The sequence below is a fragment of the Nocardioides piscis genome (genome assembly GCF_011300215.1).
GTDB lineage: Bacteria > Actinomycetota > Actinomycetes > Propionibacteriales > Nocardioidaceae > Nocardioides > Nocardioides piscis.
Genome location: NZ_CP049866.1, coordinates 3,025,113 through 3,038,174, shown reverse-complemented (window position 1 = coordinate 3,038,174; position 13,062 = coordinate 3,025,113). Strand labels below are relative to the sequence as shown.

The 13,062-nt window shown below is 68.8% G+C and carries 13 protein-coding genes and 1 pseudogene; 11 read left to right on the top strand and 3 right to left on the bottom strand.

Annotated elements, in window-relative coordinates; translation table 11 throughout:
* The first annotated feature begins 92 nt into the window (after positions 1 to 92).
* The 3 genes from G7071_RS14900 to G7071_RS14895 all read left to right on the top strand — a co-directional run bounded on the left by G7071_RS14900 (position 93) and on the right by G7071_RS14895 (position 2,293).
* Complete coding sequence (locus G7071_RS14900; RefSeq protein WP_246210049.1) at positions 93 to 1,283, top strand: MBL fold metallo-hydrolase; 1,191 nt, start codon at positions 93 to 95, stop codon at positions 1,281 to 1,283.
* Positions 1,280 to 1,471, top strand: coding sequence for an MBL fold metallo-hydrolase RNA specificity domain-containing protein (locus tag G7071_RS19415; RefSeq protein WP_246210048.1), 192 nt, complete (start codon positions 1,280 to 1,282; stop codon positions 1,469 to 1,471). Before G7071_RS14900 ends, G7071_RS19415 begins: the two co-directional genes overlap by 4 nt.
* A gap of 201 nt (positions 1,472 to 1,672) precedes the next feature.
* A complete protein-coding gene (locus tag G7071_RS14895) occupies positions 1,673 to 2,293 on the top strand; it encodes an HAD family hydrolase (protein ID WP_166320031.1) in 621 nt (206 codons plus the stop codon).
* On the opposite strand, the gene G7071_RS14890 is transcribed toward G7071_RS14895, so the two are convergent.
* Positions 2,259 to 3,119 carry a RecB family exonuclease gene (locus G7071_RS14890; protein ID WP_166320030.1) on the bottom strand — a complete coding sequence of 287 codons (861 nt, stop codon included), beginning with the start codon at positions 3,117 to 3,119 and terminating at the stop codon, positions 2,259 to 2,261. The genes G7071_RS14895 and G7071_RS14890 overlap by 35 nt on opposite strands.
* Positions 3,120 to 3,189: 70 nt before the next feature.
* Between G7071_RS14890 and G7071_RS14885 the strand changes: the two genes are divergently transcribed.
* The 4 genes from G7071_RS14885 (at position 3,190) to arc (ending at position 7,757) form a co-directional block, all read left to right on the top strand.
* Positions 3,190 to 4,347 (top strand): site-2 protease family protein, encoded by a 1,158-nt coding sequence (locus G7071_RS14885; RefSeq protein WP_246210047.1) that lies wholly within the window; start codon positions 3,190 to 3,192, stop codon positions 4,345 to 4,347.
* A 10-nt stretch (positions 4,348 to 4,357) separates the two neighbouring features.
* The gene (locus G7071_RS14880) at positions 4,358 to 5,347 is read left to right on the top strand and encodes a tRNA (adenine-N1)-methyltransferase (protein ID WP_166320029.1); all 990 of its coding nucleotides are present in this window, start codon (positions 4,358 to 4,360) and stop codon (positions 5,345 to 5,347) included.
* Positions 5,344 to 5,901: a GrpB family protein gene (locus G7071_RS14875; protein WP_166320028.1), complete on the top strand. Its 558-nt coding sequence runs from the start codon at positions 5,344 to 5,346 to the stop codon at positions 5,899 to 5,901. Before G7071_RS14880 ends, G7071_RS14875 begins: the two co-directional genes overlap by 4 nt.
* 110 nt (positions 5,902 to 6,011) lie before the next feature.
* The gene (arc, locus tag G7071_RS14870) at positions 6,012 to 7,757 is read left to right on the top strand and encodes a proteasome ATPase (RefSeq protein ID WP_166320027.1); all 1,746 of its coding nucleotides are present in this window, start codon (positions 6,012 to 6,014) and stop codon (positions 7,755 to 7,757) included.
* A 107-nt stretch (positions 7,758 to 7,864) separates the two neighbouring features.
* On the opposite strand, the gene G7071_RS14865 is transcribed toward arc, so the two are convergent.
* Entirely contained in the window at positions 7,865 to 8,494 is a 630-nt protein-coding gene (locus G7071_RS14865; RefSeq protein WP_166320026.1) for a class I SAM-dependent methyltransferase, read from the bottom strand.
* 90 nt (positions 8,495 to 8,584) lie between these two features.
* Here G7071_RS14865 and dop point away from each other — a divergent pair, with 90 nt between their 5' ends.
* A complete protein-coding gene (gene dop, locus G7071_RS14860) occupies positions 8,585 to 10,096 on the top strand; it encodes a depupylase/deamidase Dop (protein ID WP_166320025.1) in 1,512 nt (503 codons plus the stop codon).
* A 547-nt stretch (positions 10,097 to 10,643) separates the two neighbouring features.
* Here dop and G7071_RS14855 read toward each other — a convergent pair.
* Positions 10,644 to 10,979: a GIY-YIG nuclease family protein gene (locus G7071_RS14855; RefSeq protein ID WP_166321183.1), complete on the bottom strand. Its 336-nt coding sequence runs from the start codon at positions 10,977 to 10,979 to the stop codon at positions 10,644 to 10,646.
* Positions 10,980 to 11,287: 308 nt separating this feature from the next.
* Here G7071_RS14855 and G7071_RS14850 point away from each other — a divergent pair, with 308 nt between their 5' ends.
* The 3 genes and pseudogenes from G7071_RS14850 to prcA all read left to right on the top strand — a co-directional run.
* Positions 11,288 to 11,485 carry a ubiquitin-like protein Pup gene (locus tag G7071_RS14850; RefSeq protein ID WP_166320024.1) on the top strand — a complete coding sequence of 66 codons (198 nt, stop codon included), beginning with the start codon at positions 11,288 to 11,290 and terminating at the stop codon, positions 11,483 to 11,485.
* 49 nt (positions 11,486 to 11,534) lie between these two features.
* Positions 11,535 to 12,365, top strand: a complete 831-nt coding sequence (prcB, locus tag G7071_RS14845) for a proteasome subunit beta (protein ID WP_166320023.1) — start codon at positions 11,535 to 11,537, stop codon at positions 12,363 to 12,365.
* Between the two features lie 8 nt (positions 12,366 to 12,373).
* Positions 12,374 to 13,000 (top strand): annotated as a pseudogene (prcA, locus tag G7071_RS14840) (proteasome subunit alpha); the annotation flags it as partial.
* Positions 13,001 to 13,062: the final 62 nt, after the last annotated feature.

The following is a 13,062-nucleotide window of genomic DNA, read 5'->3' as shown; positions in this document are numbered from 1 at the left end:
TGGCCCGCCGGGCAACCGGGGACCTACGCCTCTGTCCGAGGCCCACGAGAACGCGGAGGATGGCAGCATCCCGAGCGAAGGGCAGGCCAGCGATGCACGATCGCACCTCATTGACGTTCATGGGCGCGGCCCGGACCGTCACCGGGAGCAAGTTCCTCGTCGACACCGGTGACGTTCGGGTGATGGTCGACTGCGGGCTCTTCCAGGGTGAGCGCGTGCTGCGTCGTCGCAACTGGGAGCCGTTGTCCGTGGACCCGGCGAAGGTGGACGCTGTCGTCCTCACCCATGCCCACCTGGACCACACCGGATATCTCCCGCTGTTGGTCAGGAACGGATTCACCGGGCCGGCATACTGCACGCCCGCGACCGCGGAGCTCGCTGCGATCGTCCTGCGCGACTCGGCGCACATAGCGGAGAGTGACGCGGCGCACGCCCAGGCAGGGGGTTACTCCAAGCACGAGCCTGCCCTTGCGTTGTACGACTCCGGTGACGCGGAGAAGGCCATCGACCTGCTCACCCCTGTGGAGCCCGACCTGCCGATCAACATCGTGGACGCGGTCGGTCTGGAGCTGCGCTCTGCCGGGCACGTTCTCGGATCGGCCTACGCCGAGCTGGATGTGGGGGGCTCCAGGCTGCTCGTCAGCGGTGACGTCGGACGCCAGGGCCACCCGCTGCTGCTTCCTCCGAAGCCGCCCCATGATGCCGACACGGTGGTGGTGGAGTCGACCTACGGTGACCGGCAGCACGAGCCGGACAATGACGACCTGTTGGCCGGCGCCATCACCCGCACCATCAAGCGGGGCGGGGTCGTCCTGATGCCCGCGTTCGCAGTGGACCGCACCTTCGTGCTGCTGATGATCCTGGCGCGGCTGGAGACCGAGGGCCGAATCCCGTCGGTCCCGGTCTACGTCGACAGCCCGATGGCCTTGCGGGCGCTCGATGTCTACAAGAAGGCGATCGCGGGGCACGACCCGCAGCTTCGTCCGGAGGTCACCCTGTCCAGCACGGCGTACCGGCCCACTCGGTTGCAGCTGGCACCGAGCATCGAGGAAGCCGAGAAGCTGAACCGGCCGGGCAAGCCCTGCATCATCGTGTCGGCCTCCGGCATGGCCACCGGCGGCCGGGTGCTGCACCACCTGAGACACCAGCTCCCGAACTCGCGCAACAGCGTGATCCTGACCGGGTTCCAGGTGCCTGGGACCCGGGGCGCGCACTGGTCGACGGAGCCAAGCAGATCAAGATCCACGGCCGCTACGTCCCCGTCCGCGCCGAGATCCATGTGACCAATGCCTACTCTGCCCACGCCGACGCCGATCAGGTGGTCCAGTGGCTCTCAGCCATGAAGCCGCCGGTCACGGCCTACGTGGTGCATGGCGAGGTGGATGCTGCGTGGACTCTGGCGGGTCGGCTGGCCGACGAGCTCGGATGGAACGCCGTCGTCCCGCGTCATCTGGAACGGGTGCACCTGTGACATACGCAGGACCACCGGGCTGTGCCGTGGGTCCACCTCGACGATGGTCGATGCGGCACATCTTCGACCTAGGGTCGCTGACTGCATGCAACCATTGCTCGAAGCCTCCTGGAGGACATCCTGAACACCGCACTTCCGAGTGGACCTGCAGGTCAGCTCCTCAATGACCCAGCTCAGTGGCCCGCGGCCGTCCTGTGGGACATGGACGGCACCCTCGTCGACACCGAGCCCTACTGGATCGCCACGGAGTTCGCGATGGCGGAGAAGCACGGCGGCACCTGGTCGCAGGACCACGCGCTCAACCTCGTCGGCAACGACCTGCTCGTCAGCGGGTCCTACATCCGCGAGCACATGGGCATCGACCGCACGCCGGCCGAGATCGTCGACGAGCTCCTCGACGGGGTCGTGGCGCGGGTCAGCGAACGGGTGCCGTGGCGGCCGGGAGCCCGGGAGCTGCTCGCAGACCTGCATGCCGCCGGCGTCCCCTGTGCGTTGGTCACGATGTCGTGGCAGCGTTTCGTCGCCCCGATCCTCGACCAGCTGCCGGACGGCTGCTTCGGCGCCGTGGTGACCGGAGACCTGGTGGAGTTCGGCAAGCCGCACCCCGAGCCCTATCTCACCGCCGCGGCTGCCCTGGGCGTCGAAGCGGGCGACTGCATGGCGATCGAGGACTCCAACACGGGCGCCGAGTCGGCCGTGGCGGCGGGCTGCCTGGTGCTGTGCGTTCCCAACCACGTGCCGATCCTGGAGGGGGAGCGCAGGGTCTTCCGCGACACCCTCGAGGGACTCACGCTCCCGGACCTGGCGGAGCTTCAGGTATAGGCAGGACCGACCCGCCGAACTCCGGACAGTGCTGCTTGAAGGAGCACCACGAGCACAGCGCCGACCGCCTCGGCCGCCAGTCCTGGGCCTCGTCGCAGGCCCTGATCGCCTGCCAGATCGCCTCGACCTTGCGCTCGGTGGCGAGCAGGTCGGCCTCGTCCGGCTCATAGCGCAGCATCTCGCCGTTGCCGAGATAGACCAGCTGGAGCATCGACGGCACCACGCCGCGGGTGCGCCACAGCACGAGCGCATAGAAGCGCATCTGGAACAGCGCCTTGGCCTCGAACTCGATGCCGGGCGACTTTGCCGTCTTGTAGTCCACCACCCTGATCCGGCCGTCCGGCGCGACGTCGAGCCGGTCGACGAAGCCGCGCAGCAGCAGCCTGCTGTCGAGCACGGCCTCGACATAGGTCTCGCGCTCGGCCGGCTCGAGCCGCTGGGGGTCCTCGAGCGTGAAGTAGGTCGTCAGGACCTCGCGGCAGCTGGTGAGCCAGGACGCGACGTCAGGGCCCTCGCCGGCGAACATCTCGGCGAGCTCAGGCATGGCCGAGAGCATCTCGTCCCAGGCCGGCACGAGCATGTCGGCGGCGCGCGCCGGGGTGCGGTCGGCAGCGGACAGGTCGAAGAGGTCTTCGAGGACCTTGTGGACCAGCGTGCCGCGCACGGCCGCTGCGGAGGGCTCCTCGGGGAGCCGGTCGATCGTGCGGTAGCGATACATCAGGGGACAGGTCATGAAGTCGCTCGCCCGGCTCGGCGACAGGGCGCCCAGGACCTCCACACCGTCGACCGGTGTGGAGACGACCTCGGCGGGCGAGCTGCTGACCATGGTCGAACCCTATGACGGCCCACCGACAGCCATCCGCCGCCGATTCCGGGCCGGCGCCTAGAGTCGGAACGTGACCGACCCCCGAGCGCCCGGCCAGGCGCAGCAGCCCAGGCAAGGTCGACCGGCAGGGACGATGCGGATCGGCTCCGTTGCCGGCATCGACGTCCTGGTGACGAGCTCGTGGTTCATCATCGCGGCCCTGATCTCGTTCTCGATCGCCCCGCGCATCGAGCAGGTCGAGCCCGGTCTGGGTGCGTGGAAATACGTCGCCGGGCTGGTCTTCGCAGTTGTCCTCTATCTCTCGGTGCTGCTCCACGAGGCCTCCCACGCCGTCATGGCGCAGCGTTTCGGCTTCCGGGTCAACTCCATCACGCTGCACTTCCTCGGCGGCATGACCGAGATCGACGCCCCGGCGCGGAGCCCGAGGCAGGAGTTCTGGATCGCGGTTGTCGGTCCCCTGACGTCGATCGGAGTCGGTCTGGCAGCAGTGGCAGCCTGGTTCGTGCTCCCCGAGGGGCTGGTCCGGGTCGCGGTCGAGGGCTTGGCCGGGGCCAACCTGCTGATCGGCGTGCTCAACCTCGTGCCGGGGCTCCCGCTCGACGGCGGGCGAGTCCTGAAGGCGGCCGTGTGGCGCTTCTCCGGCGACTCCACCACCGGCACCGTCGTCGCCGGCTGGGGCGGCAGGCTCACCGCGCTGGCTGTGCTGACGTGGCCGCTGGTTCAGTACGAGGTTCTCGGCGTCACTCCGACGCTCTTCGACTACCTCCTGGTGATCGTGCTGGCGCTCTTCCTGTGGACCGGTGCCACCGCCTCGATGGCGCACGCCAAGCTCCGGCGACGGCTGCCGCTGCTCGTCGCGCGACCACTCGCCCGGCGGGCGCTCGCCGTACCAGAGGACACTCCACTGGCCGAGGCCGTCCGACGGGCCGAGGAGGCCGGTGCCGGCAGCATCGTGACGGTCACGGCCTCCGGGACGCCGACGGGGATCGTGAACGAGACGGCAGTGCTGGCCACCCCCGAGGAGCGACGACCGTGGATCGCGGTGAGCGCCGTGGCGCGCACGCTCGATGATGGGCTGACCCTGCCCGCCACGATCGCAGGCGAGGAGCTGGTGATGGCGATCAGCCAGCACCCGGCCGAGGAATACCTCCTGGTCGAGGCCGACGGCTCCGTCCTCGGCGTTCTTGCGACCGCCGACGTTGACAAGGCTTTCCGCGCCGCCCACTAGGGTTCCGGGCATGTCCGAGACCCCGCTGCCGACCAGCCCCGACGTTCCCGCAGAAGCCTGGTCCGGCGTCCACCGCGGCCCGCTGCGCGTGGGTGAGTGGGTGCGCCTGATCGACCAGAAGGGGCGCAAGCACAACTTCGAGCTCACGGCAGGCAAGCGCTTCTTCTCCAACAAGGGGCACCTCGACCACGACGAGATGATCGGTCGCGACGAAGGCTTCACGGTCACGTCCTCGGCGGGCGGCGAATATCTCGTCTTCCGCCCGCTGCTGTCCGAGTTCGTCGTCTCGATGCCGCGCGGCGCAGCCGTCGTCTATCCGAAGGACGCTGCCCAGATCGTGGCGCTGGCCGACATCTATCCGGGCGCTCGCGTGGTCGAGGCCGGGGCAGGATCCGGGGCCCTGACCTGCTCGCTCCTGCGGGCCGTCGGGCCGTGGGGACGCGTCACCTCGTTCGAGCTGCGGGAGGAGTTCGCCGAGGTCGCCAAGCGCAACGTCGACCAGTTCTTCAACGCCCCCGAGGGCTCTTCGCACCCCGCCTGGGACCTGCGCCTCGGCGACCTCAAGGTCGGGCTCCTCGAGCTGGAGGGCCAGGTCGACCGGATCATCCTCGACATGCTCGACCCGTGGAACTGCATCGACGTCGCCGCCGAGAAGCTCGTCCCGGGCGGCATCGTCTGCGCCTACGTCGCGACGACCACCCAGCTCTCCCGGGTCGTGGAGACCCTGCGCGTCCACGGCGGGTTCACCGAGCCACAGCCCTGGGAGTCCCTCGTGCGCGACTGGCACGTCGAGGGACTGGCCGTGCGGCCCGGCCACAAGATGATCGGCCACACCGCCTTCCTGGTCACCGCACGCCGGATGGCACCGGGGGAGCGGCCGCCGCGCAAGACCCGCCGACCCGCACCGGGTGCCTACGGCCGCGACTACACCGGCCCCCGGCCGTCCGACCTCCCGCCGTTGCCCGAGCCCGAGGGCGAGGGCCAGGACGGGGTCGAGTGAGCGTCCGGGTCGTCCCCTGGTCGCCGCAGTGGCGGGTCGAGTTCGAGCGGGTTGCCGACGACCTTCGTACGGCGCTGGCAACCGTGCCGCGGGCCCGGGTCGAGCACGTGGGATCCACCTCTGTCCCGGGCCTGGCGGCCAAGCCGATCCTCGACATCGACGTGATCGTCCCGCGAGCCGACGTCGGGGCAGCCGTGGCGGCTCTCGTGAAGGTCGGCTACGTCCACCGGGGCGACCTCGGCGTCGCCGACCGTGAGGCCTTCCACCCCCCGGACGATGCGCCTGCACGCCACGTGTACGTGTGCGTGGAGGACACCGTCAACGTTCGCAACCACCTCGCCGTGCGCGACACCCTGCGCCGCGACGCGGCCCTCCGCGACGCCTATGCCGAGGTGAAGCTGGCGTTGGCCGAGCACCCCGGGATGGACATCGACACCTACATCGCCCGCAAGTCGGGGGTGCTGCAGCGGGCGTTGGAGGCCTCGGGGGAGTTCACTGCTACCGAGCTCCGCGCGATCCGGCGGCTCAACGACCCCGAGGACTCACTGGGCTGAGCGGCGGCTCGTCGCCATACCGCAGCCAATTCGTGACCAACACTCGAGCGCTTCGACGCACCGATCACCGCAGCATGGGTAATGTCCAAATCAATCAGGAGGTGACGCTCATGTCCGATTCGACTCCCACTGGCGGAATGGGTCCCGAGGAGCTGGCCACGCAGGTGCGCTTCCTGGAGGCCGAGGTCCACGACCTGCGCCGAAGGCTCACCGAGGCACCCGGGCACTCGCGCGGGCTCGAGCTGCGGCTCAACGACACGCAACGCTCGCTCGCAGCCGTCACGAGCCAGAACGAGCGGCTCGCCCAGACACTTCGCGAGGCCCGCGACCAGATCATGAAGCTCAAGGAAGAGGTCGACCGGCTCGCCCAGCCGCCGGCCGGGTTCGGCACCTTCCTGGGTCGCAACGACGACGACTCGGTCGACGTGTTCACCGGCGGGCGCAAGCTGCGGGTCAACGTCAGCCCGGCTGTCGACCTCGACGCCCTGGTCAAGGGCCAGGAGGTCATGCTCAACGAGGCGCTCAACGTCGTCGCCGCGCTGGAGTTCGAGCAGGTCGGCGAGGTGGTGATGTTCAAGGAGCTCCTCGAGGACGGCCAGCGTGCGCTCGTCATCGCCAACGCCGACGAGGAGCGTGTGGTGCGCCTCGCCGCGCCGCTGCTCGAGGAGCTGCCCAAGGCCGGCGACTCGCTGCTGCTCGACGGGCGCGCCAGCTATGCCTACGAGCGGGTGCCGAAGTCGGAGGTCGAGGAGCTGGTCCTCGAGGAGGTCCCCGACATCGACTACTCCCAGATCGGCGGCCTGGTCACCCAGATCGACGCGATCCGCGACGCGGTCGAGCTGCCCTACCTCTACCCCGACCTCTTCAAGGAGCACAAGCTCAAGCCCCCCAAGGGCGTGCTGCTCTACGGGCCCCCTGGCTGTGGCAAGACCCTGATCGCCAAGGCAGTCGCCAACTCGCTCGCCAAGAAGGTCGCAGAGAAGACAGGTGCATCCGGGAAGTCCTACTTCCTCAACATCAAGGGTCCCGAGCTGCTGAACAAGTACGTCGGCGAGACCGAGCGCCACATCCGGCTCGTCTTCCAGCGGGCCCGCGAGAAGGCTTCGATGGGCACGCCCGTCATCGTGTTCTTCGACGAGATGGACTCGCTCTTCCGCACCCGTGGCTCGGGGGTCTCCTCCGACGTGGAGAACACGATCGTCCCGCAGCTGCTCAGCGAGATCGACGGTGTCGAGACTCTCGAGAACGTCCTGGTCATCGGTGCGTCCAACCGCGAGGACATGATCGACCCGGCCATCCTGCGTCCCGGACGGCTCGACGTGAAGATCAAGATCGAGCGTCCCGACGCCGAGTCCGCGCGTGACATCTTCACCAAGTACCTCACCGCGGACCTGCCCCTGCACGCCGACGACCTCGCCGAGTTCGGCGGCGACGCCGAGGCCTGTGTCAGCGGGATGATCCGGGCGACGGTCGAGCGGATGTACACCGAGTCGGAGGAGAACCGCTTCCTCGAGGTCACCTACGCCAACGGTGACAAGGAGGTCCTCTACTTCAAGGACTTCAACTCGGGCGCGATGATCCAGAACATCGTCGACCGTGCCAAGAAGATGGCCATCAAGGACCTCCTCGAGCAGCAACAGCGGGGCGTCCGGGTGCAGCACATGCTCCAGGCGTGCGTCGACGAGTTCAAGGAGAACGAGGACCTGCCCAACACGACCAACCCCGACGACTGGGCGCGGATCTCCGGCAAGAAGGGGGAGCGGATCGTCTTCATCCGCACCCTCATCACCGGCAAGCAGGGCACCGAACCGGGTCGATCGATCGACACGGTCGCCAACACCGGTCAGTACCTCTGACCGGCACCCCCCACAGAGAAGAGAATCTCGTGATCAAGATCCTGCTCATCGTCCTGGCCGTCGTCGTCGTCCTCGCTGTCCTTGGAAAGCTCCGCAGCCGCTGATCCTCAGTCGAAGGTCGCCACGCCCATGGTCACGTACGTCCATGGGCGTGCGGCCTTCGGCCCCGGCAGGTCGGGGTGCTCGAGCCACTCCGGCTGCCACCCCCCGCTCCGGAGCAGACCGGCGACGTCACGGGTGAGGTGACACCCACCCGCGAGCCGCCGTTGCGCAGGCTCGAGGCGGTGCTGCCATCGCCGTACGCCCGGATCCGGGGCCAGCCCGTGCTCGAGCAGGTGCAACCGGCCCCCGGGACGCAGCACGCGCTGCACCTCGAGCAGCGCCGACGCCGGGTCCGGGATGGTGCACAGGCTGAAGGTCACCAGGGCGCTGTCATGGGAGTGGTCTGGCAGCGCCAGGTGCTGGCCGTCCAGTCCTGCGCGGTCGACAGGCACGCTCGAGCGCGCGCGACGACGCTCCGAGAGCCGCCACCCGACCTCGGAGGGCTCCACCGCGCTCACGTGGGTGACGTCGCCCGGCAGGAAGCGCATGTTCAGACCTGACCCGAACCCGATCTCCAGCACGTCGCCGGTCAGTCCCTCGCAGACTCGGGCACGGAGCCGCCCGATCTCCTCGTTGCGCAACGAGACGTCGGTGAGGCGGGGCACCACATGGTCGGTCCACAGCGCGCGGCTCATCGTCCGAGCGTACGGCGCAGCCACCGGAGCAGGCACCGACATCCGCCTGCGGCGGCTCCATCCTCTCCGTCCCACCCGTAGGCTCGACCCATGACCGTTCGTCGCGTGATGGGCACCGAGATCGAATACGGGATCTCGGTCCAGGGGCTTCCCCTGGCCAACCCGATGGTGGCCTCGACGCAGGTCGTCAACGCCTATGCCTCGGCCACGGTCAAGGCGCGGCGGGCCCGGTGGGACTTCGAGGAGGAGTCGCCACTGCGCGACGCCCGCGGCTTCGACATGGCGCGCCAGGTCGCCGACCCCAGCCAGCTCACCGACGAGGACCTCGGGCTCGCCAACGTCATCCTCACCAACGGCGCTCGGCTCTACGTCGACCACGCCCACCCCGAGTACTCCTCACCCGAGGTGACCTCACCGCTCGACGTGGTGCGCTGGGAGAAGGCGGGGGAGCAGGTGATGCTCGACGCCCAGCGGCTCGCGTCGCAGACGCCGGGTGCCGCCCCGATCGTGCTCTACAAGAACAACACCGACAACAAGGGTGCGTCGTACGGCGCCCACGAGAACTACCTGATGCGCCGCTCCACCCCGTTCGCCGACATCGTTCGCCACCTGATCCCGTTCTTCGTCAGCCGCCAGGTCGTGTGCGGTGCCGGGCGCGTCGGTATCGGGCAGGACGGTCGCGAGCACGGGTTCCAGGTCAGTCAGCGGGCCGACTACTTCGAGGTCGAGGTGGGCCTGGAGACGACCCTGAAGCGGCCGATCATCAACACCCGCGACGAGCCGCACGCCGACCCGGAGAAATATCGGCGGCTCCACGTGATCATCGGCGACGCCAACCTGTCCGAGGTCTCGACCTATCTCAAGGTCGGCACGACCGCCCTGGTCCTGGCGATGATCGAGGACAGGTTCATCACCGACGACCTGTCGGTGGCCGCGCCCGTCGCCTCCTTGCGTGCGGTGTCCCACGACCCGACCCTGCGTGAGCTGCTGACCATGCACGACGGGCGGACCATCACCGCGGTCGAGCTGCAGCTGGAATACCTCGACCGCGCGCGGAAATATGTCGCCGAGCGGTTCGGCGACGACGTGGACGCCCAGACAGCCGATGTGCTGGAGCGTTGGGAGTCGGTGCTGACCCGGCTGCAGCGGGACCCGATGCTGTGCGCGGGCGAGCTCGACTGGGTGGCCAAGCTCAAGCTGCTCGAGCAATACCGCAGTCGCGACGGCCTCGACTGGGACGCCGCCAAGCTGCACCTCATCGACCTGCAGTACAGCGACATCCGTCCCGAGAAGGGCCTCTACGCCAAGCTCGCTGCTGCCGGCAGGATCGAGCGGTTGCTCGACGACGCCTCCGTCGAGCGGGCGATGCACGACCCGCCTGCAGACACGCGGGCCTACTTCCGTGGCCGCTGCCTGGAGAAGTACGCCGACAGTGTGGCCGCCGCCTCGTGGGACTCGGTGATCTTCGACCTGCCTGGTCGCGAGTCGCTCCAGCGGGTGCCCACCATCGACCCGTTGCGGGGGAGCGAGGCCCACGTCGGCGCCCTCTTCGACGAGTGCGACACCGCCCTCGAGCTGGTCGCGCGCCTCACCAGCCGCTGACCGGAGGTTGAGGACGGGCCGAGGGTGAGGACGGGCCGAAACCCACGCCACCCGGAGGTTGAGGAGGGCCGGAGGCCCGTCACGAAACCGGAACGTGGGGTGCCATAGGCCCGCCGGCCCAGCCCGGAGGTTGAGCCAGGCCGAAAGCCCATCACGAAACCGGAGGTGGGGTGCCATAGGCCCGCCGACTCAGCCCGGAGGTTGTGGAGGGCCGAAGGCCCGTCACGAAACCAGAACGTGGGGTGCCATGCGCCCGCCGGCCCAGCCCGGAGGTTGAGCCAGGCCGAAGGCCCATCACGAAACCGGAACGTGGGGTGCCATGCGCCCGCCGACTCAGCCCCGGAGGTTGAGCCAGGCCGAAGGCCCATCACGAAACCGGAGGTGGGGTGCCATGGGCCCGCCGACTCAGCCCGGAGGTTGAGGAGGGCCGAAGACCGGCACGTACGGCTCGGAGGTTGAGGAGGGCCGAAGGCCCGTCACGAAACCGGAGGTGGGCAGCCGAAGACCGACCAGCGCGGCCCGGAGGTTGAGGAGGGCCGAAGGCCCGTCACGAAACCGGAGGTGGGGCAGGCGTCGTGGGCACAGCCTTGCGGACCTGTTGCGCCGCCCAGGCACGGCTAGCCAGTTGTCTGATCACGGCTTCGTCACCCTTGATCAGGGCTTCTCGCTTGGCGCGTGACCAGCCCTGGATCCGCTTCTCCCACTCGAACGCTTCTGCGATGCGCTGGAACTCAGCGCACCAGACGAGTTCGACGGGCCGTCGCCGACGGGTGTAGGCAGCGCCTTCCCCGCCTTGGTGCTGGTTGACCCGGCGTTCGAGGTCCCAAGTGCTGCCGACGTAGTAGCTGCCGTCGGCACAGCGGAGCATGTAGGTCCACGGCATGCGGTCCACAGTTGCCTCGTGAGTGGTTTCCAAAACCACCTTCTCGGACCTGTGGACCAACCCCGGGGTTTCGTGACAGGCCTTCGGCCTTCCTCAACCGCCGGGTCCCTCGGCCTTCCTCAACCGCCGGGTCGGTGGCGCCTGCCCGGCGCTTCGTGACAGGCCTTCGGCCTTCCTCAACCGCCGGGTCCCTCGGCCTCCTCAGGCGCCGGGTCCCTCGGCGCTTCTCGAGCCCCGCGACAGCATTGGGTCCCAATGAGCCTGGGTGTTCCCGTGCGCGGCTTCGGTTTCTGGATAGGGTCGTGTGCATGGCCCAGGAACAGAAGCAACCGCGCAAGTCCAGCCAGGATCAGACGGCGACCGAAGAGGTCGTCGAGTCCGACGTGGCCGAGCGCAAGGAGGTCCTCGATGACGACATCGACGCCATCCTGGACGAGATCGACGACGTGCTCGAGACCAACGCCGAGGACTTCGTGAAGTCCTTCATCCAGAAGGGCGGCCAGTGAACACCCCATCGAGATCCTCGCTGCGCTGCGGTCTCGACAGGGACCCCGTATGAGCGACCCACGCCTGCCCGCGGCCTACCTGATGCCGGGCTCCTCGTCCTTCAGCGACTTCCTCGCCGTACAAGCACCCGACCTCCTGCCCTCGCGGCGCGCCGTCCCGGCGGGCAATGCCGGCGACCTCGCACCCCACGGGACCACGATCGTCGCCGCGACCTTCCCCGGCGGCGTGGTCATGGCCGGTGACCGTCGGGCGACGATGGGCAACATCATCGCCCAGCGCGACATCGAGAAGGTCTTCCCCGCCGACGAGTTCTCGGTGGTCGGCATCGCCGGCACAGCCGGCCTGGCGGTCGAGATGGTGCGGCTGTTCCAGACCGAGCTCGAGCACTACGAGAAGATCGAGGGGATGACGCTGTCGATGGACGGCAAGGCCAACCGCCTCGCCGCGTTGATCCGCGCCAACCTCGGTATGGCGATGCAGGGCCTCGCGGTGGTCCCGTTGTTCGCCGGCTTCGACCTCAACCACGACCAGGGCCGCATCTTCAGCTACGACGTCACCGGCGGCCGCTACGAGGAGACCGCCTTCCACAGCGTCGGGTCCGGCTCGCTGTTCGCCCGCGGGTCACTCAAGAAGCTCTATCGGGAGGACCTCTCGGCGATGGAGTGCGTCACCGCGGTCGTCCAGGCGCTCTATGACGCCGCCGACGACGACTCGGCGACCGGTGGTCCCGACCTGACCCGCCGGATCTTCCCGGTCGTCCACGTCATCACCGCCGACGGCGGCCGACGGGTGCCCGACGCCGAGGTGGCCGAGATCGCCGATCGCATGCTCGCGGCCCGCATGCAACGTCCCGACGGCCCGGCCGCGGCCCTGATCTGAGGACTGAGATGAGCACCCCGTTCTACGTATCGCCCGAGCAGATGATGAAGGACCGCGCGGACTTCGCGCGCAAGGGCATCGCCCGCGGTCGTTCGGTCGTCGCCATCCAGTACGTCGATGGCATCCTCTTCGTCTCCGAGAACCCCTCCCAGGCGCTCCACAAGGTCTCCGAGATCTATGACCGGATCGCGTTCGCGGCCGTGGGTCGCTACAACGAGTTCGAGAACCTCCGGATCGCCGGTGTCCGGCTCGCCGACATGCGCGGCTATGCCTACGACCGGCGTGACGTGACGGGTCGCGGACTGGCCAACGCCTACGCCCAGACCCTGGGCACGATCTTCTCCAGCGGCGGCGAGAAGCCCTACGAGGTGGAGATCTTCGTCGCCGAGGTCGGTGACGCCGCCGCCGACGACCAGATCTATCGGCTCACCTACGACGGCCAGGTCGCCGACGAGCACCAGTTCGCGGTCATGGGCGGCAACGCCGAGTCGACGGCCGCCCACCTCAAGGAGCACTACGAGGCGGGCGCCACCCTCGAGGACGCCCTGCACGTGGCCGTGGCTGCCCTCGGCCACACCGACGCCGGCGACCGCGTGATCCCGGTTGCCGACCTGGAGGTCGCCTGCCTCGACCGCACCCGGTCCCAGCCGCGCAAGTTCCTGCGTCTGCGGGAGAGTCGGCTGACCGAGATCCTGGG